This is a genomic window from Rhodococcus sp. 320_ES (assembly GCF_059691855.1).
Genome location: NZ_JCAWAG010000001.1, coordinates 45,745 through 63,149 on the forward strand (window position 1 = coordinate 45,745; position 17,405 = coordinate 63,149).

20 protein-coding genes are annotated in these 17,405 nt (G+C 65.8%); 12 read left to right on the forward strand and 8 right to left on the reverse strand.

Features of this window, described 5'->3' with window-relative positions; genetic code table 11:
• The first annotated feature begins 46 nt into the window (after nucleotides 1-46).
• From AC59JP_RS00185 to AC59JP_RS00210, 6 genes are read left to right on the forward strand one after another with little or no spacing between them, the layout of a single operon-like run.
• Nucleotides 47-1,036: a fumarylacetoacetate hydrolase family protein gene (locus AC59JP_RS00185; protein WP_497323597.1), complete on the forward strand. Its 990-nt coding sequence runs from the start codon at nucleotides 47-49 to the stop codon at nucleotides 1,034-1,036.
• The gene (locus AC59JP_RS00190) at nucleotides 1,033-2,169 is read left to right on the forward strand and encodes an FAD-dependent oxidoreductase (RefSeq protein WP_497323598.1); all 1,137 of its coding nucleotides are present in this window, start codon (nucleotides 1,033-1,035) and stop codon (nucleotides 2,167-2,169) included. Before AC59JP_RS00185 ends, AC59JP_RS00190 begins: the two co-directional genes overlap by 4 nt.
• Nucleotides 2,166-3,206 carry an amidohydrolase family protein gene (locus AC59JP_RS00195; protein WP_497323599.1) on the forward strand — a complete coding sequence of 347 codons (1,041 nt, stop codon included), beginning with the start codon at nucleotides 2,166-2,168 and terminating at the stop codon, nucleotides 3,204-3,206. Before AC59JP_RS00190 ends, AC59JP_RS00195 begins: the two co-directional genes overlap by 4 nt.
• Complete coding sequence (locus AC59JP_RS00200) at nucleotides 3,203-4,150, forward strand: VOC family protein (protein WP_497323600.1); 948 nt, start codon at nucleotides 3,203-3,205, stop codon at nucleotides 4,148-4,150. Before AC59JP_RS00195 ends, AC59JP_RS00200 begins: the two co-directional genes overlap by 4 nt.
• A complete protein-coding gene (locus tag AC59JP_RS00205; RefSeq protein ID WP_497323601.1) occupies nucleotides 4,147-5,118 on the forward strand; it encodes a fumarylacetoacetate hydrolase family protein in 972 nt (323 codons plus the stop codon). Before AC59JP_RS00200 ends, AC59JP_RS00205 begins: the two co-directional genes overlap by 4 nt.
• A 2-nt stretch (nucleotides 5,119-5,120) precedes the next feature.
• Complete coding sequence (locus tag AC59JP_RS00210) at nucleotides 5,121-6,098, forward strand: cyclase family protein (protein WP_497323603.1); 978 nt, start codon at nucleotides 5,121-5,123, stop codon at nucleotides 6,096-6,098.
• Here AC59JP_RS00210 and AC59JP_RS00215 read toward each other — a convergent pair.
• The 4 genes from AC59JP_RS00215 to pabB are packed head-to-tail and all read right to left on the reverse strand — an operon-like array spanning nucleotide 6,091 to nucleotide 9,284.
• Nucleotides 6,091-7,023, reverse strand: a complete 933-nt coding sequence (locus AC59JP_RS00215; RefSeq protein ID WP_497323604.1) for a LysR family transcriptional regulator — start codon at nucleotides 7,021-7,023, stop codon at nucleotides 6,091-6,093. The genes AC59JP_RS00210 and AC59JP_RS00215 overlap by 8 nt on opposite strands.
• 12 nt (nucleotides 7,024-7,035) lie before the next feature.
• On the reverse strand, nucleotides 7,036-7,524 hold the full coding sequence (locus tag AC59JP_RS00220; RefSeq protein WP_497323605.1) for an FBP domain-containing protein: 489 nt from the start codon (nucleotides 7,522-7,524) through the stop codon (nucleotides 7,036-7,038).
• Nucleotides 7,521-8,099 (reverse strand): TetR/AcrR family transcriptional regulator, encoded by a 579-nt coding sequence (locus tag AC59JP_RS00225; RefSeq protein ID WP_497323606.1) that lies wholly within the window; start codon nucleotides 8,097-8,099, stop codon nucleotides 7,521-7,523. The genes AC59JP_RS00220 and AC59JP_RS00225 overlap by 4 nt, the downstream gene beginning before the upstream one ends.
• A 27-nt stretch (nucleotides 8,100-8,126) precedes the next feature.
• Entirely contained in the window at nucleotides 8,127-9,284 is a 1,158-nt protein-coding gene (gene pabB, locus AC59JP_RS00230) for an aminodeoxychorismate synthase component I (RefSeq protein WP_497323608.1), read from the reverse strand.
• 88 nt (nucleotides 9,285-9,372) lie between these two features.
• On the opposite strand from pabB, the gene AC59JP_RS00235 reads away from it, so the two are divergent.
• The gene (locus AC59JP_RS00235) at nucleotides 9,373-10,521 is read left to right on the forward strand and encodes a metallophosphoesterase (protein ID WP_497323609.1); all 1,149 of its coding nucleotides are present in this window, start codon (nucleotides 9,373-9,375) and stop codon (nucleotides 10,519-10,521) included.
• Here the strand turns inward: AC59JP_RS00235 and AC59JP_RS00240 are convergent.
• Both AC59JP_RS00240 and AC59JP_RS00245 read right to left on the reverse strand, forming a co-directional pair.
• Entirely contained in the window at nucleotides 10,509-10,784 is a 276-nt protein-coding gene (locus tag AC59JP_RS00240) for a hypothetical protein (protein ID WP_497323611.1), read from the reverse strand. The genes AC59JP_RS00235 and AC59JP_RS00240 overlap by 13 nt on opposite strands.
• Complete coding sequence (locus AC59JP_RS00245) at nucleotides 10,781-11,962, reverse strand: zinc-dependent alcohol dehydrogenase (RefSeq protein WP_497323612.1); 1,182 nt, start codon at nucleotides 11,960-11,962, stop codon at nucleotides 10,781-10,783. Before AC59JP_RS00245 ends, AC59JP_RS00240 begins: the two co-directional genes overlap by 4 nt.
• Before the next feature lie 184 nt (nucleotides 11,963-12,146).
• Between AC59JP_RS00245 and AC59JP_RS00250 the strand changes: the two genes are divergently transcribed.
• Together AC59JP_RS00250 and AC59JP_RS00255 are read left to right on the forward strand one after the other, a co-directional pair.
• A complete protein-coding gene (locus AC59JP_RS00250; RefSeq protein WP_497323613.1) occupies nucleotides 12,147-12,866 on the forward strand; it encodes a HemK2/MTQ2 family protein methyltransferase in 720 nt (239 codons plus the stop codon).
• Complete coding sequence (locus tag AC59JP_RS00255; protein ID WP_497323614.1) at nucleotides 12,853-13,056, forward strand: CDGSH iron-sulfur domain-containing protein; 204 nt, start codon at nucleotides 12,853-12,855, stop codon at nucleotides 13,054-13,056. The genes AC59JP_RS00250 and AC59JP_RS00255 overlap by 14 nt, the downstream gene beginning before the upstream one ends.
• On the opposite strand, the gene AC59JP_RS00260 is transcribed toward AC59JP_RS00255, so the two are convergent.
• A complete protein-coding gene (locus tag AC59JP_RS00260; protein ID WP_497323615.1) occupies nucleotides 13,053-14,036 on the reverse strand; it encodes an iron-containing redox enzyme family protein in 984 nt (327 codons plus the stop codon). The genes AC59JP_RS00255 and AC59JP_RS00260 overlap by 4 nt on opposite strands.
• A gap of 120 nt (nucleotides 14,037-14,156) precedes the next feature.
• Between AC59JP_RS00260 and AC59JP_RS00265 the strand changes: the two genes are divergently transcribed.
• From AC59JP_RS00265 to AC59JP_RS00275, 3 genes are all read left to right on the forward strand, one after another.
• Complete coding sequence (locus AC59JP_RS00265; protein ID WP_497323617.1) at nucleotides 14,157-14,369, forward strand: hypervirulence associated TUDOR domain-containing protein; 213 nt, start codon at nucleotides 14,157-14,159, stop codon at nucleotides 14,367-14,369.
• A 3-nt stretch (nucleotides 14,370-14,372) separates the two neighbouring features.
• A complete protein-coding gene (locus AC59JP_RS00270) occupies nucleotides 14,373-14,708 on the forward strand; it encodes a DUF3140 domain-containing protein (protein ID WP_497323619.1) in 336 nt (111 codons plus the stop codon).
• A 99-nt stretch (nucleotides 14,709-14,807) separates the two neighbouring features.
• Nucleotides 14,808-15,752, forward strand: coding sequence for an SDR family NAD(P)-dependent oxidoreductase (locus AC59JP_RS00275; protein ID WP_497323621.1), 945 nt, complete (start codon nucleotides 14,808-14,810; stop codon nucleotides 15,750-15,752).
• Nucleotides 15,753-15,754: 2 nt separating this feature from the next.
• On the opposite strand, the gene AC59JP_RS00280 is transcribed toward AC59JP_RS00275, so the two are convergent.
• On the reverse strand, nucleotides 15,755-17,365 hold the full coding sequence (locus tag AC59JP_RS00280; RefSeq protein WP_497323623.1) for a phytoene desaturase family protein: 1,611 nt from the start codon (nucleotides 17,363-17,365) through the stop codon (nucleotides 15,755-15,757).
• Nucleotides 17,366-17,405 lie beyond the last annotated feature (40 nt).

Consider the following 17,405-nt stretch of genomic DNA (forward strand, 5'->3'; position numbering starts at 1 on the left):
CACAGTGGTTGCAGTCACTACCGACCGCGACAGAAGTGGAACCACCGTGGATGCAGCATCGCTCACCCTCCCGACCATCGCACTGGGCACGGCCCGTCTCGACGGCCACAGCCGCGCCGTGCTGCTCAGCGGCGGCACGCTCCTGGTGCTCGACAGCGTCGCAGACCGGCTCGATCTGACCGCGCCGATCGCCGTGCGCGACATCCTCGACGACTGGGACCGAGTGCTTCCCGCACTTCGAGTCGTCGGGCGGGAGTCCGAGGGCAGGTGGGTGTCGGTCGACGAGGTCGACATGCTCGCCCCCGTCGAGCCCCGTCAGATTCTGCAGGCGGGAGCCAACTACCGCACGCACGTGATCGACCTCGCCGTCAAGCACGCGGATCGCTCGGACGGTCGCACCGAAGAGCAGGTTCGCGCCGAGGCCGCGGAGATGATGGATCAGCGTGCAGCCGAGGGTGAACCGTACTTCTTCGTCGGTCTCCCGTCCGCCATCACCGGACCGTACGACACGGTCACCCTGCCGCCGGGAACCACGAAGAACGACTGGGAACTGGAACTGGCAGCGGTGATCGGCCGACGCGCACACCGCGTGAGCGTCGACGAGGCACTCGACGTGGTGGCCGGCTACACCATCGTGAACGACCTCACGACACGGGAATTGGTATTCCGCCGCGACATGCCGGAGATCGGTACCGACTGGTTGCGCGCGAAGAACGCCCCCGGCTTTCTTCCCGTCGGTCCCTGGATCGTGCCGAAGGAGGACGCGGGTGACGTATCGGAATTCCGACTCACTCTCGAACTCAACGGAACCGTGATGCAGGACGAGTCGACCAAGGACATGTTGTTCGGTGTGGCAAAGCTGATCTCGGCGGTGTCGCAGACGGTCACGCTGTTGCCCGGCGATCTGGTCCTGACGGGAAGTCCGGCCGGTAACGGAATGCACTGGGGCCGACTGCTGGCCGACGGCGACGTCATGGAGTCGACCATCACCGGACTCGGACATCAGAAGACGCCCGTGATCGGTTCGCACGCATGAACGCCCCGGTGCACTCGGTCCTGGTGATCGGCGCAGGTATCGCCGGCACCGCGGTGGCCATCGGTCTCGCCCACGGCGGCGTCGAAGTGGACGTGGTGGAACAGTCCTCGCGCAGCCGCACCATCGGATCGGGAATCACACTGCAGGGCAACGCTCTCCGCGTTCTTCGACAACTCGGTGTCTGGAATCGAGTACGAGCGGCGGGGTACGCGTTCGACGATCTCGGGCTGCGGGCGCCCGATACGCACGGAACCCTCATCGTGCAGATGGACGACGCCCGCACCGGTGGGCCGGACCTTCCGGCCACGCTCGGGATGGAACGGCCCGTCCTCGCCTCGATCCTCATGGACGCGGCGGAAGAGGCGGGAGTGAAGCTCCGTCTCGGCACCACCGTGACCGCGCTGACCCAGGATGCGACCGGTGTCGACGTCGACTTCGCGGACGGCGCATCGAGACGCTACGACGTCGTGATCGGCGCCGACGGACTCCGCTCGTGGACGCGTCGGGCGATCGGCATCGACGTCGAGCCCGTGCCGACCGGGATGGGGATCTGGCGCCTCGTCGGCCCGCGACCGGAGTCGGTCACCAGGACCGATCTGTACTACGGCGGCGTCGGATACATCGCCGGCTACTGCCCGACGGGCCCGAACTCGTTGTACGCGTACATCGTCGAAGATGCGCGAGATCGCGCCATTCTCTCGGAGGCGGAGCGTCTCGACGTCATGCTCGATCTGGCGGCTCACTACCACGGACCGTGGGACGACATACGCGAGCAACTCACCGATCCCGGCGCGGTCAACTACACCTGGTTCGAGAGCCACCTGCTCGACGGTCCGTGGCACCGAGGCCGAGTGGTGCTCATCGGAGACGCCGCGCACTGCTGCCCGCCCACCCTCGCCCAGGGCGGTGCCCAAGCGCTCGAAGACGCGGCTGTGCTCACCGAGTTGTTGCTCGCCGCCGAGAACGTCGACGACACCGTCCTCACCGCATTCGCGGACCGGCGCCGACCGCGTGCGGGTGCAGTGGTCGACGCCTCGGTGCAGCTCGGTGCGTGGATGCTCGAACACCGCACGGACGCAGACGTTCCCGGTCTGATGCGACGTATCGCCGCACTCGTGAGCGAGCCGGCATGAGCACCGTCGACGTCCACGCGCACGCCATCGTGCCCGAGGTCGAGGCGATCGTGGCCGGTAATCCCGGGCTCGACGAGCTTCGCGCGCTCGAAGCCGTACGGAACGGCGCGGAGTCGCTGGCGGTGTCGGGAAAGATGGTGCGCGAGCGCATCCCTCAGCTCACCGGCCTCGACCGCCGCCTGGCCGACATGAGCGCCGCGGGAATCGACGTTCAGGTGGTGTCTCCGTCTCCGTCGCAGTATCACTACTGGGCCGACCGGGAACTCTCGCGCACCATCTACGGCGCCGCCAATCGCGGCATCGCAGCCCTGGTCGCCGAGGAACCGTCGCGGCTCCTCGGACTCGGATTGGTTCCGCTGCAACACCCCGACGCGATGGTGGACGCTCTGGACGACGCCGTGCTCACGTGCGGTCTGAGCGGTGTCGAGATCTCGTCGTTCGCGCAGACGCCGGACGGGACGGTCGAGTTGTCGAACCCTGCGCTCGATCCGTTCTGGGCGCGGGCGGCGGCTCTGGGCGCAGTGATCTTCCTGCATCCCTTCGGATGTTCGCTCGACGCTCGTCTCGACCGGTTCTACCTGTCGAACACCGTGGGCCAACCGGCGGAGAACGCGGCAGCACTCTCGCACGTCATCTTCTCCGGCGTCCTGGACCGCCATCCGGACCTGAAACTGATCGCGGCACACGGCGGTGGGTACCTGCCGACGAACATCGGCCGGTCCGATCACGCGTGGACGGTCAGGCCGGAAGCGCGTCGGTGCGCCGATCTGCCCAGCAGCTATCTGCGCCGACTGACCTTCGATTCGCTCGTGCACGACCCCGCTCAGCTTCGCCACCTCGTCGACGCCGCCGGCTCGGAGTCGGTGGTCCTCGGGTCCGATTATCCGTTCGACATGGGCACCGCCGACCCGGTGGCTGCCGTCCGGTCCGCGGGGTTGCCCGCCGCCACCGTGGACGCGGTTCTCGGCGGCAACGCCGCCGCTCTCGGACTACACACCAGCACATTGCCTTCGAACACAGTAGGAGTCATATCGTGAACACCCGGTCCCCGTTTTCCCTCACCCACCTCCGGCACGTCGATCTCGCCGTCCCCGACTACACCAAGCAGCTCGAGTTCTACACCGGGCACTGGGGTCTGAGCGTTGCCGCCACCGACGGCGACGTCACGTACCTGGCCGCCGAAGGATCGCCGGAACAGTACGTGGTGCGCATTCGCAAGGACACCGACAAGCGCCTCGACCTGGTGTCCTACGGCGCCGCCGACGCCGCGACCGTCGATTCCCTCGCGCAGCGACTGGCCACGGACGGCGTCACCCTCGTCGCCGATCCCGACGTACTTCAAACGCCGGGCGGCGGTTACGGATTCAGGTTCTTCGACAACGACGGCCGCACCATCGAAATCTCGTCGGACGTCGCGGTGCGCCGACATCGCAAGATCGAAGAAGGGGAGTCGATTCCGGTCAAACTCTCACATGTCGTCCTGAACTCACCGAACCCGGAAGACACGGTTGCGTTCTACGACAAACACTTCGGATTCAAACTGTCCGACACACTGATGCATCCCCGCATGGGCAACATGATGTGGTTTCTGCGTACCAATGCTCAGCATCACAGCATGGCGGTCGCCCGCGGTCCTCATGTCGCGCTGCACCACGCGTCCTTCGAGTTGCGCGGGATCGACGAGTACATGCGTGGCACCGGAAAGATGTTGCGCGCCGGAGTCGAAAAGATCTGGGGCCCCGGCCGGCACATGGCCGGAAACAACACCTTCTCGTACTTCCTCGATCCGAACGGCAACACGATGGAGTACACCACCGAACTCGAGATTCTCGACGAGGACACCTGGCATCCGCACCTGCTGGACTTCTCCGCACCCGAGGTGTCCGATCAGTGGGGCACCGCCAACGCGATGAACGAGTTCGTGGCCAAGCAATCGTTCAACGATCCCGACAAGGGTCTCTTCGTGGCGCCGCCGGTATGAAACTCGCGACGTTCTCGGACGGGTCGGTCGATCGCGTGGGTGTCGTGGTCGACGACCGGGTTCATCCGCTCACCGGTGTGTCGTCCATGGTGGAGCTCATCGAAGGCGGTCTCCACGACGCCCTCACGCGCGGCGCGGAGGCCGTGACTCATCGCGGACTACCGTTGTCCGACATCACTCTTCGTGCGCCGCTCCGACCACCGACCATGCGTGATTTCGTGGCTTTCGAATCGCATGTCGAGGGCGTCAGGCGCAGTATCGACGGAAGCGCGGCGGTGCCGGATGCGTGGTACGAGGCGCCCCGGTTCTACTTCACCAACCCGTACGCGGTCATCGGTCCGAACGACACGGTGGTTCCTCCTCGCGAGACCGCGGCCCTGGACTTCGAGCTGGAAGTGGCTGCGGTGGTGGGGAAATCGGGATCGAGTGTGTCGGTCGAGGATGCCCGTGATCACATCTTCGGCTACACGATCCTCAACGACTGGTCCGCTCGCGACATCCAACGCCGGGAGATGCAAGTGAGTCTGGGACCGGCCAAGGGCAAAGACTTCGCGAACACACTCGGGCCGTGGATCGTGACCGCCGACGAGTTCGCCGGTCACCGCAACGCGGACGGGTTCTTCGAGGTGGACTGCGACGTGGTCGTCAACGTCGAGCGGGTCGGTCACGATTCGCTGGTCAACATGGGATGGACCTTCGAATCGCTTGTGGCCTACGCCTCTCGCGACAGCTGGGTTCACCCCGGCGACGTCCTGGGATCCGGCACGGTGGGTAACGGCGGATGTCTCGCCGAGCTGTGGGGGAGGCGCGGAGAACAGTCACCGCCTCCGTTGGTGACCGGTGACGTCGTTACATTGGCCGTGGAGGGAATCGGATCGGTGAGCAACGTCGTCGGCGTACCGCGTGACACGCCGTCGGTACCGCCCGCGCGCCGCCGCGCGCACGCCGACAGCGGGGTGACGAGGTGAGCGTGGACAGCGAACGTCACGTGTTGGATCGCACGGACCCGGTGGGCGCGATCGCCGCCGCAGCGACCCGCAACCGTAACTGGAACCGTTGGGGCGCAGACGATGTCCGCGGCACCATGAACTACCTGACGGATTCCCACCGCGCGGCGGCGGCAGCGCTCGTTCGGCGCGGAGTCTCGTTCTCCTTGTCGCAGAGCTTCGACATGGACGGCCCGCAGAAGGGCTGGAGGCGACGCACCAATCCGGTTCACACGATGCTCGACACGGGTACCGACGCGGTGGCCGGTGTGCAGGGCTTCCCGCACGGGATCGGTGGGGCTGACGACGTGGTGTCGATGCCGCTGCAGTGCTCGACGCAGTGGGACGGCCTGGGGCACATCTTCGATCGCGGCATGGCCTGGAACGGTCGCCCGGCGGACGAGGTGGTCACCTCTCTCGGCGACGGTGTCACGGGCATCGAGACGGTCGCCAACGGGATCGCCGGCCGCGGCGTACTTCTCGACGTCGGGCGCAGCGAGGGTGAGAACGGCGAACTGCCCGACGGCTTCGCGATCACGACCGGTCATCTCGAGTCGACGATGCGATCCCAGGGGGTGAGCGTCGGGACGGGAGATCTCGTTCTGGTGCGTACCGGCCAGCTCACCCGTGCCCGGCGCGACGGCTGGGGTGACTACGCGGGCGGTGCGGCGCCAGGGTTGTCGTTCACCACTGCAGACTGGTTGCACGACAGTGAAATTGCGGCCATCGCTACCGACACCTGGGGTTTCGAGGTACGGCCCAACGAATTCGACGAGGCCTTCCAGCCCCTCCACCAGATCGCCATTCCCAACATCGGTCTCTTTCTCGGCGAGATGTGGGATCTCGACGCGCTGGCGGACGACTGCGCGGCGGACGGTGTGTACGAGTTCTTCCTCACGGCCGCACCGATTCCGGTGACCGGGGCAGTGGGTGCACCGGTCAATCCCATTGCGGTCAAGTGAGATCGTCCGTCGCCAGCCGCGCGGCCCGAACGACGAGGTCGCGAAGGTAGATGTGTTCGGGGTCGCGGTCGTAGACCGGATGCCACCACATCGCCTCGACCATCGGCGCCAGCGGAACCGGTGACGGCAGCGTGCGGATGCCGGCATTCAACGGCAGCAGGCGCACGAGTCGTTGCTGCAGCAACGCGATGCGTCCGCTTCCGGCGATCAGCGAGGGCACCGTCAGGAAGCTCTCGGTGACCACCTGCACCGTCGGCTCGATTCCCCTCATGCGCAGCTGTCGCGCGGCCGGAGTGGACGCCGTCTGGCCGTGGTAGGTGAGAACCCAGGGGAGCGTGCGTAATTGGTCGTCCGTCAACGCGTCGCCGACGGAGTCGTTGTCCGAGGACACCACGATCACCCACTCGTCCTGGTACAGGTCGCAGTGCGGCAGGTCGGTGATGAATCCGTGGGGTATGAGCAGAACATCGGATCCGAGCAGCGTCCGGTCCGCGTGCCCCACCACGTCGGGGCTGGTGGGCGCGAACCGGAGTCGAGCGTGCGGTGCTTCCTCGGCGAGCAGGCCGGCGACGGTGTCGCCCAGCACCGATATTCCGTAATCGCTGACCAGCATCGTGAATTCGCGCGTCGACTCGCTGGGGTCGAACTCCGGTTGGCTCGAGAACACCCGTTCCACCCCGTCCAGCGCCAGTCGCGCCCGGCCCCTTAGCTCCGCGGCCAACGGGGTGAGTCGGTACTCGTTGCCCACTCGGTAGAGCAATTCGTCGCCGAAGTGTCGCCGCAGCCGCGCGAGGGCAGCCGACAGCGCGGGCTGACTCAGGCTCAATTGTTGAGCCGCTTTGGTGACACTTCGGTTCTGCAGCAACGCATCCAGCGACACCAACAAGTTGAGGTCGAGGTTGGAGACGTTCACAAGCTCGCGCATGAGAACACTGTCTCAGATGCGGACCCGTGCCACGAACGCTTCGAGGTTGTCGCAGAGTTTCTCGATGCGCTCCTGCGGGTCGAAGTCCTCGCGGTACTGCCGACCGAGCGCGGGTGTCTTCTTGCGGCGGGTGTACAGGGAGCAGTCGAGGTCCGCGCACATGTAGGTGCCGACGGTGTTTCCCTTCCGTCCCGACTCGCCGGACTTGCGGGCACTCATCAGTGCCACACCGCCGCTGGGGTGCGTGGTGAGGCAGATCGAGCACATCTGCGCCTTGCGGGTGCCGCCCGCCTCGTATTTCAGTGCGACACCGACCAGTTCGTCGCCCAGGGGGAAGACGATGTAGCACCGGCCGGGGAAGGACGGGTCGCTCCAGCCGAGGAAGTCGAGGTCGTCCCACGCTCTCTCGTCGAGGTCCTTCGGTGTGGGGAGGCGCTTGACCTCGCCCTTGGAGCAGTTGACGAAGGAGCCCCGGATGTCGGACTCGGTGATCGGTTTCATGGCTGTCCTTTCCGTGGCCACGTGTGCAGAAGCGCGTCCAGGGCATCGAGGATTCGCATCCACGATTCCTGCGAGTCCGGGGCGCTGTGCGCGAACCCGCCTCTGGATTCCAGTGACGCAAACCCGTTGAACACGCTGCCCAACAAACGAATTGCGTGTGTCTCGTCGTCGGGTTCGAGGTCGTATCCGCGCAGGACGGCTCGCATCAGCTCGCTGTGTCGTCTGCTCGCGGCAATCGTCGCGGCATCGGGGTCGAGGTGGGCTCGGGTAGCTGTCCAACGGCCCGGATGGGTGTGCGCGTACTCGCGATAGGTGTCGGCGAAGGCCGTCAGTGCGTCCCTGCCGGACCGACCCGCGACGGCCTCGGCGGCGCGGTCGGCCAGTTCCGTCAGCGCGAGCAGCGAGATCCGGGTTTCGAGGTCGCGGCTGTTCTTGACGTGGGAGTACAGGCTGGGCACGGCGACATCGAAGTGCCGGGCGACGGCAGAGATCGTCACCTGCTCGAACCCGTCGCGGTCGGCGAGTTCGGCGCCCGCGAGCACCACTCGCTCCAGGGTCAATCCAGCTCGTGCCATAAGACAATCGTAAATTGCCTAAGGGTATTAGGCAAACGATCTGCGGTGCTGCTCGTTCAGCACGCGGGTCTTGGTCAGCAGCTCCGCGTACTCGTCCGCGGCGTGCGAGCCCCAGGTGATGCCTCCGCCGGTACCGTAGGTCGCCGTGCCCTGCTCGCGGTCCACGACGACAGTGCGGATGGCAACCGAGAAGCGCGCGCGAAAGTCCGAGCCGGCCGGTGCGAGCATTCCGATTGCACCGCAATATATTCCGCGGGGTCCGTCTTCGAGATCGGCGATGATCTCCATGGTGCGCTGCTTCGGAGCGCCGGTGATGGAACCGCAGGGGAACAGCGCTCGGAAGATGTCGGACAGGGGTGTGGACTCGGCGACCTCGGCGCTGACGTCGGACGTCAATTGGTGGACCGTCTCGTAGGTTTCGACGCTGCACAACGCCGGTACCCGAACGCTTCCCAACCGAGCAATTCTGGCGAGATCGTTGCGCACCAGATCGACGATCATGACGTTCTCGGCTCGGTCCTTCTCGCTCGCCGCCAGGCGAGTCCGCGCCGCCTCGTCCTCCGCGCGGGTGCTGCCGCGGGCCGCCGTCCCCTTCATGGGCCGCATGAGGAGCAGGTCTCCGGCTCGCTCGAAGAACAGCTCGGGGCTCGCGCCGGCCACCACGTGTCGGCCCAGGTCCAGGTAGGCATTGTAGCGACCTCCTTGGCGAAGGGCCAGGTCCCGGTACAGATCGACGACGTCGCCGACGACGCTCGACGTCATGGTGGTTGTCAGGTTGCACTGATAGGTGTCGCCGGCCGCGATGTACTCGCGCACCGCCTCGACGGCCTGCGCGTGTCGTCTCCCGCTCCAGGCTGGCGTCCAGGGGCCGGCCGAATAGCCGCGGACCACCGGCTCGGTCACCACCGGGACCGCGGTGGGGCCGGGGGAGATGCCGAACCACGCCAGCGGAAGCGCCGGGTCCGCGGGCGCGGTGGTCAGCGTGGGATCGAGCCCGCGCGCAGCCTCGTAGGCGACGTATCCGAAGGCCCAGAACCCCTCGTCGGACAGCCGCTGTGCCTCGTCCAGAACGGCGGCGACCTCGTCGATCTGCCATGCGACGAGGTGACGTTCCACGTGCTCGAACGCCAGCGCCGTGCCCGCGACGAGGTCGTCGAAGCGCGCTTGGGCGGGGAAGCCGTGCACGCTGCCTCCTCCTACTGCGCCGACGGTGTGCGCCGAAAGTACCGCACCGGCAAGGAACCAGAACCCTCGCAAACAAGTTGTAAAGGACATGCCCGCTGTTTTCGGCTTCGGCCCGGTACTCGCCCTGGTCAGCCTGTTTCTCTATCGGCGGCTCGCACGGGCGACGGGCGCACCCCGTGCCGTGCGCCGCGTCGTCGCACTCGCGCTGTTCGTGATGTGGGTGCTCGCCGTCGTGGGACTCGGCAGCGGAAACCTGTTCGACCCGTCCTGGGCGCGCGGTCCCGGCTTCGTCGGACTCACCTGGTTGGCGGCGCTTCTGTACCTCACGCTCGGGGTGCTCGTCCTGGGCCTCGTGGTGCTCGTCGTGCGCGTTGTAGGCGCGGTCGGCCACCGCGACACGTCGTCGACCCGGAGATCGTTCCTGCGGGTCGGCTCGACGGTTGTCGTCGTGGCAACAGCGGTGACAGTCGGGTACGGATTGTTCGAGGCGGCGACGCCGCGAGTGACGCGCACCGATGTCGCGCTCGACCGGCTACCTGCGCAGTTCGACGGCGTTCGCGTGGCCCTCGTGTCCGACATCCACGCGGGCCCGGCGCGCGGGCAGGACTTCGTTCGGTCAGTGGTCGACGACGTGAACGCCCAGAAGCCGGACATGATCGTTCTGGACGGCGATCTGATCGACGGAACCGTCGACCTCGTCGGCGACGTGCTGGAACCGATCAGGGACTTGTCTGCGCCGCTGGGTGTGTTCGCCGTCAGCGGCAATCACGAGTTCTACGCCGACGACGGCGGGAAGTGGCTGGACCGCTGGTCCGATCTCGGTGTCGACGTTCTCCGCAACGACCGCACCACGGTGAGCCGCGACGGCGCAGAGATCGACGTGGCCGGCGTCAACGATTTCACCGCCCCGGCGCCGTACGAACCCGACATGGGCGCCGCTCTCGACGGCATCGATCCCGACCGGTTCGTCTTCCTGCTCGCTCATCAGCCCCGCCAGGCACTCGAAGCGTCGGACCGGGGAGTCGACCTCCAGGTGTCCGGCCACACCCACGCCGGGCAGCTCTGGCCGATTCGCTACCTGGTCCCACTTCAGCAACCGACGGTCGAAGGTCTGGACACGGTCGGGTCGACCACCGTCTACACCACCCGCGGCGCCGGAGCATGGGGTCCGCCGGTGAGAGTGGCTGCGCCGCCCGAGATTTCGATGCTCACGCTGGTGTCGCGTCAGTCCGGATAGGGCACGTCGGCTTCCCATCGGGCCCGGCGCTCGTCGTCGGTCTGTTCCCACCACGGCGTCCCGCGTTCACCGAGCGCCGTCTTGGCAGCCTGCACCCCGGCGCGAGACTCGTGCGCCCCGTCGGTGCGGCGAACGTCGCGTCGCCACGCCATCAAGATCTTGCGGAGTTCGGCATCCCGGTCCGGCGGTATCTTCGGGTCCGTTGCGCGCCACTTCCGTCCGTTGACGACGATGTAGCGGCCGTCGTCGGTGTGCTCGGTCATGGGCGCAGGAGAATCTTCACCGCGTTGTCCTGCTTTTTCTGGAAGATGTCGTAGGCGTGCGGGGCGTCCTCGAGAGGCAGCACGTGGGTCGCGAAACTGTCGACGCCCAGGGGGTCGGCGTCGGTGAGCAGCGGCAGGATGTCGTCGACCCATTTCTTGACGTTCGCCTGTCCCATGCGCAGCTGAATCTGCTTGTCGAACAGGGTGAGCATGGGAAGCGGGTCGGCCATGCCGCCGTAGACACCGATCAGGGAGATGGTTCCTCCGCGCCGGACGATGTCGATGGCGGAGTAGAAGGCGTCGAGGCGGTCGACGCCCGCCTTGCTCATCATCTTCTTGCCGATGAAGTCGGGAAGCAGTCCCGTGACCTGCTGGGCAGCGTTGGCGATCGGTGAACCGTGCGCTTCCATACCCACGGCGTCGATGACCGAGTCGGTACCGCGTCCGCCCGTCATCTCCCGAATGACGTCGCCCACCTCGCCGGGATGCTGTCGGAGGTCGATCGTTTCGATTCCGCGCGCTTCGGCGCGTGCCAATCGTTCGGGAATGCGGTCGACCGCGATGACGCGATACCCCAGGTGAGATGCGATGCGTGCAGCCATGTCTCCGATCGGACCGAGCCCGAGGACGGTGACCGAGCCGCCGTCCGGAACGTCGGCGTACTGCACCGACTGCCAGGCGGTGGGAAGAACGTCGGACAGGTAGACGTACCGCGCATCGTCGTGCTCGTGCGGCACTTTGATGTGGGTGAACTGCGCCTGCGGGACGCGGAGGAACTCGGCCTGACCACCGGGGACGGAGCCGTAGAGCTCGGAGTAGCCGAACAGTGCCGCGCCCATTCCCTGATCGCGCACCTGCGTGGTCTCGCACTGGGTGTAGAGCGACTTCTCGCACATGTAGCAATGGCCGCAGGACATCTGGAAGGGAACGACGATTCTGTCCCCCACGGAGAGGTCGGTGACCTCGGATCCCACTTCGCGGACGATGCCCATCGGCTCGTGGCCCAGGATGTCTCCGGCCGTCATGAAAGAACCGAGAATTTCGTACAGGTGGAGGTCGGAACCGCAGATGCCCGTCGAGGTGATTTCGATGATGGCGTCGGTGGGTTGTTGGATCTCGGGGTCGGGCACCGTGTCCACTCGCACGTCACGTTTGCCCTGCCAGGTCACTGCTCTCATGATATCGCCTTTCGACTCGGACGAGAACGGTTCATCGAGCCGCCGTCGACGGCGATCACCTGTCCTCCGTGACCTCGGGGTACCCAGCGACGTCGATGCCACACCTGGCCCCGGGGGCCCAATGTGGTTGGTGTTGGGAGATTCCGCTGGTTTCCTACCCCCGGGGCGCGGGTACTTTTCGACGATGAACTTCCACAAAACGATCGGCCCCGCACTCGTGACCGAGCTTTCGTCCGTGGCGGAGGCGACGTCGGTCGATCCACCGGTCGTCGACCCCGATGTCTATGCACCGCAAGCTGATTCCTGGCTTCTCTGTCAGGCCGTGGCCGACGCCGGTGTTGCGCTGGGCGCGTCGGTTCTCGACATGTGCACCGGAAGTGGCGCAGTCGGACTCGAAGCGGCCCGGCTGGGCGCCCGATCGGTGGTCGCGTACGACATTTCTCCCGCCGCGGTCGAGTGTGCATCGAGGCAGGCGCGACGCGAAGAGGCCGACGTGGACGTGCGCCTCGGATCCTTCGACGACGCAGCCGAACTAGCGGCGTTCGACGTGGTGTTGTGCAATCCTCCGTACGTGCCGGCCGAATCCGTGCCCGTCGAAATCGGTCTGGAACGGGCATGGAACGCCGGCCCGGACGGTCGCGTCGTGTTGGATCGGCTGTGTGAATCGGCCGTCGATCTGGTTCGGCCGGGCGGAGTGCTGATGTTGGTGCAGTCGGAGTTCGCAGATCCGGTCAAGAGTATGCAGATGTTGTCCGACAACGGGTTCGACGTCCGCGAGATCGTCCGATCGACCATCGCATTCGGTCCGGTGATGGATCAGCAGGCAGCGTGGCTCGAACGGACCGGCCGGCTCGAAATCGGCCGCCGCACCGAGGACTTGGTGGTCATCCGTGCCGACAGGTGAGGGAACCGACGACGCTCGTACGGTCAGAATCGTTCCGGGGGGACCGATTCTGATCGATGGGCCTGTCGACATCGTGACCGACGACGGATCGCACGTGCGGTCCGACCGCTTCGTGGTTGCGGTGTGCACGTGCCGACGCAGCAAGACCTATCCGCTGTGCGACACGAGCCACCGCGCGCGCAGCCGCTAGATCAAACTGGATCTTCCTGCATTCCAGGCTGCCATCAGGTCTGCGGCCAGGACTTCTTCGACGAAGTCCAATGCCCGCATACCGAATACGATGTCCGCTGCGAGGTGAGGTTCCTGCATCAGAAGGTCCCCGACCACGTCGTGCCTGAGAATCTGCTCGTGCACCGCGTCCGCCTCGACATGCTCGGCGTAGAAACCGATGCACGCCTGCGGCGCCTCCAGCCGCTTCAGACCCGCGACGAGGCGCTTCGAACCCGGTGACGACGTGATCTCGGTTGCCGCGAAATGACCGACCGTGGCCCCGCGAAGCGAACGATGCAGTCCGAACAGGGACATGAGGTTCACCCAGGCCAGCGTGGAAGCGGGAACCCGGTCCACGTATCCGAAATACGTGGTGTCGAGGTCTGCCGCCTCCATGAGGTCCGCCCACAACTGCTGGTGGAGCCGGGCGCCGCGGCCCGCACCGTATTCGTCGAACTCGACGGCCACGTACGACGCCTTGGCCTGGCCACGCAACCGCGGGATTGCCCACGCATGGGGATCTGCTTCTTTCAGGTGGTACACCGAGCGATGCGCGAAGTATTCGCGCATTTGATCCCAGGAACCCGATTCCTTGAGCAGCCACGACGGCCCGGTTCCCGAGACCGCTTCCGTGGACAGCATGTCCATCTCCGCGACGACGTCGGAACCGGGTTCGACGTGATCGCGAACGTAGCCGAGAAAAATTGATTCGAGTTCGGCGCGCAGGCGCAGCAACTCGGGGTCCCACTCCCATTCGTCGTCCACGCCGGCGAAGCCTCGGTAGTGCAACTCGTAGCAGATGGTCAGCGCCAGCTGCAGGTCACGCGAGAGGGGAGCGTCGGTCACTGCTGTCGGCAGCGATCCGGTCCCGACGTGCGTCAACCGGTCGATCACCGCACGCGAGATGGGCCCGCATGGCGTGGGCAGTGTCGGTGTGTCGACGGGGAGAAACGTGGTCATTTCTGGAGGGTACCCGGGAAAACAATGCTGAACCGACCGACGATGAATGGCGTGTGGATTCGCCGCACAAGGGGTACCGCAACGAAGCACACGCAAAGACTTCGATGAAGGAGAATCACCATGGCTTCGAACGACTTCGACAAGGGCGACAAAGTCGAGTGGAAGACTCACGGCACCAAGACCGAAGGAACGGTGGAGGAGAAGATCACCTCCGACACGGAAGCTGCCGGTAGAACGGTCAAAGCGTCCAAGGACGATCCACAGTATCGCGTCGTCAGTGACAAGTCCGGCAAGGACGCGGTCCACAAGCCGGAATCACTCGAGCCGAAGTAACACATGAGCGACAGCGACAACAACTCGGACACGAAGAAGGAGTTCGACGACCTCGTCAACATGACGGCGTCCGAACTCGACAAGTGGCTGGAGACAGACGAATCCACGAGCGTTGGCCAGAAGAACGGTGATCAGGAATCCGCGGGTCACAAGAGTGGTCGGCGGATCGTCGAGATTCTGAAGACCAAGAAGGCCGACCTCACCGACGACGACTACGCGCACATGCGCAAGGTCGTCGGTTACAACAAACGCCACTCGGCGCAGCGGCCGTCGGGCGACATCAGCGGCACCTCGTGGCGCTATTCGTTGATGAACTGGGGCCACGACCCCACCAAGTAGCCACCACCCGGGGCCCGATTCGAAAAACCGCGACCGGAACCCGTATATCCCTGTGGCGCAGCCACTGTCACACATATTCGTTCGCGAGGTTTCGAATTGATGGCCATTTCACACATGTCTCACGACAAAGATTCGGTGTTCCGTCTCGGTAAGCGTTCCAAGCCCGTCGTTTTGATCACCGGAGCATCGAGCGGAATCGGGCGCGCGACGGCTCACCTGTATGCACGAAAAGGATTCAATCTCGTTCTGTCCGCCCGCGGCATCGACAAGCTGGTCGATGTGGCTGCGGAGTGCACCGGGCTGGGAGCCGCGAACGTCGCGGTCATGCCGGTGGACGTCGCGAACGCCGCGGACGTGGCGAAGGTCGTCGACGATGTGGTCGAGCGCTTCGGCGGATTGGACATCTGCGTGCATTCCGCCGCGGTCATGGCTTACGGAACGTTCCTGGACACCCCTGCCGAGGTGTTCGACCGAACCGTGACCGTCGACCTTCTTGGCGCTGCCAACGTCGCCCGCTCGGCCCTGCTCGTGTTCCGGGCGCAGGAATCGGGCAACCTGGTCATCATCGGATCGCTGCTCGGACGCATTGCGACACCGTGGATGAGCACGTACGTGACGTCGAAGTGGGGTCTGCGAGGGCTGACGCGCGTGCTGCAGCAGGAAGTACGCCAATACCCCGGTGTGCACGTCAGTTCCGTCGCACCGGGGTCGGTCAAGACCTCGATCTACGACGACGCGGCCACCGTGATCGGGCGCGCCGGGTCCCCGCCGCCGCCCACGGCGCCTCCGGAGATCATCGCGAGCGCGGTCGACAAAGTGGTACGGCGTCCACAGCGCGAGCGGGACGCGGATGCGGTGTTCGGGTTGCTGAACAAGGTCACGTCGGCCGGTTTCTCGTTGGTCCCGGATGTGTTCGATGTCCTCGTCGGCCCACTGCTGTGGAGGTTCGGCACCTCGCGGGAGAGCAAAGACGATACGGAGGGCAATATATTCCACCCCACACCGTTGACGAGGCAATCGTTGAAGACGAAAGATGCTCGGTGAGTTCAGATTCCGGGCCCGCGGGCCGGGCGATAGATTACCTTGTGAGCTGATCCGATTCCCGCTCGGTACACCCGGCCGAGCCTGCCGTTGCGGCTCAGTGCCGCGCGCGCAGCGTTCGCGCCGGGTGCCCCGTGCAGGGCTCCTCCGGGGTGTGCCGACGCCCCGGCGAGATAGAGGCGGTCCACCGGCATGTCGGCGCGACCGAGGCCGGGTACGGGCCGAAATATCAGTTCCTGGTGAATGCTCGCGACGCCCTGATTGATGGCGCCGCCCACGAGGTTGGGGTCGAGGCCGTGCAGATCTGCCGGCCCCTGAATGGTTCGCGCACGGATGTCTCCGGTGAATCCGGGCGCATGCTTTTCGATCGCCGCCTGCACGACATCGCCGAATCGTTCGAGTTCGTCTCTGCTCCAGTGCTTTCCGTTCGGAACATGCGTGTACGCCCAGAGCGCCTCGGTACCGGCCGGCGACCGCGTAGGGTCCGACGTCGTCATCTGACCCATGAGCAGGAACGGATCCGTCGGGACCGACCCGTTGCGCATCTGCGTGGTGATCAGGGCGAGACCCTCGGTGTCAGCGCCGAGATGAACGGTGCCCGCGCCCGCCGCGTCGGGGTTGGTCCAGGGAAGCGGTGCGTCCAGGGCCCAGTCGACCTTGATCGTGCCGTCGTCCCACTCGAAGTTGCGCAGATCGGCCACGAGTCGTGACGGCAGGTGTTCCTCGCCGACCAACCGAGACAGGAGAATCGGCGCGGGTACGTCGGCCAGGACGGCTTTCCTCGCCCGGGTGGTCTCGCCCGTCCGGTCGCGAACACCTACTGCTGCACCGGATTCGACGATCACGTCGGTGACCTCTCGACTGCACAGAACCCGTCCGCCGCGTGCCTCGAGGCGCTTGATCAACGCCGTCACGATGCCGTCGGCGCCGCCTTCCGAGACCGGGTATCCGACCGTCTGGCCGAGCATGGTCAGCAGCCAGCCGAACACTGCACTGGCGGCGTCGTCCGGGCCGAGCCCGCTGTGAATTGCGTTGCCGGTGATGAGGGTTCGCGCGCCTTCGCCCGCGAACACCTCGTCACCGAATCGGCGGGCGGGTTGTACGAACCTGCGTATCAATCGAATTGCGTCGGCGCCGCCCAGTGTCCGCAGAAGGTGTGCGGCGCCGCGAACGGGCGGAAACGGGCGCAACAGGGCCGCGAGAAGGTCGTCGCCCACTCGATTCCAGAGAGCGATCTGGTCGTGCCATGCGTCGACGTCGGACGGCGCGAAGCTGCCGAGCGACGCCGCGGTCCGGTCCGCATCCCGGGACAGCAGGGCAACGCGATCGTCTGCGAAGACGTGAGCCAGTACGTCGGGTGCGTGAATCATGTTCAGGCCGTAGTTCTGAAGGCGCAGACCGGCCATCACGGGCGATGCCGCGAACAGCGGATAGAAGGCGCTGCAGACGTCCGCGCGGAAACCGGGGGCCGCTATGTCCGCGGTACGGACCGCCCCGCCCGGTGTTTCGGCCGCTTCGAGGACGATGACGTCCCATCCTTCGTCGGCCAGGAGGTTGGCCGCGACGAGACCGTTCGGCCCGGCGCCGACGACCACGGCATCGACGGTGGTCACCATGGAGTTCTCCTTGTCGGCGTTTGCGTGCGGCCCGATGCGG

Coding starts and splice junctions, on each gene's coding strand:
- AC59JP_RS00190 (WP_497323598.1), top strand. CDS start 1,033: ATGAACGCCCCGGTGCACTCGGTCCTGGTGATCGGCGCAGGTATCGCC.
- AC59JP_RS00195 (WP_497323599.1), top strand. CDS start 2,166: ATGAGCACCGTCGACGTCCACGCGCACGCCATCGTGCCCGAGGTCGAG.
- AC59JP_RS00205 (WP_497323601.1), top strand. CDS start 4,147: ATGAAACTCGCGACGTTCTCGGACGGGTCGGTCGATCGCGTGGGTGTC.
- AC59JP_RS00215 (WP_497323604.1), bottom strand. CDS start 7,023: ATGCGCGAGCTTGTGAACGTCTCCAACCTCGACCTCAACTTGTTGGTG.
- AC59JP_RS00220 (WP_497323605.1), bottom strand. CDS start 7,524: ATGAAACCGATCACCGAGTCCGACATCCGGGGCTCCTTCGTCAACTGC.
- AC59JP_RS00225 (WP_497323606.1), bottom strand. CDS start 8,099: ATGGCACGAGCTGGATTGACCCTGGAGCGAGTGGTGCTCGCGGGCGCC.
- AC59JP_RS00235 (WP_497323609.1), top strand. CDS start 9,373: ATGCCCGCTGTTTTCGGCTTCGGCCCGGTACTCGCCCTGGTCAGCCTG.
- AC59JP_RS00240 (WP_497323611.1), bottom strand. CDS start 10,784: ATGACCGAGCACACCGACGACGGCCGCTACATCGTCGTCAACGGACGG.
- AC59JP_RS00245 (WP_497323612.1), bottom strand. CDS start 11,962: ATGAGAGCAGTGACCTGGCAGGGCAAACGTGACGTGCGAGTGGACACG.
- AC59JP_RS00250 (WP_497323613.1), top strand. CDS start 12,147: ATGAACTTCCACAAAACGATCGGCCCCGCACTCGTGACCGAGCTTTCG.
- AC59JP_RS00260 (WP_497323615.1), bottom strand. CDS start 14,036: ATGACCACGTTTCTCCCCGTCGACACACCGACACTGCCCACGCCATGC.
- AC59JP_RS00265 (WP_497323617.1), top strand. CDS start 14,157: ATGGCTTCGAACGACTTCGACAAGGGCGACAAAGTCGAGTGGAAGACT.
- AC59JP_RS00270 (WP_497323619.1), top strand. CDS start 14,373: ATGAGCGACAGCGACAACAACTCGGACACGAAGAAGGAGTTCGACGAC.
- AC59JP_RS00275 (WP_497323621.1), top strand. CDS start 14,808: ATGGCCATTTCACACATGTCTCACGACAAAGATTCGGTGTTCCGTCTC.
- AC59JP_RS00280 (WP_497323623.1), bottom strand. CDS start 17,365: ATGGTGACCACCGTCGATGCCGTGGTCGTCGGCGCCGGGCCGAACGGT.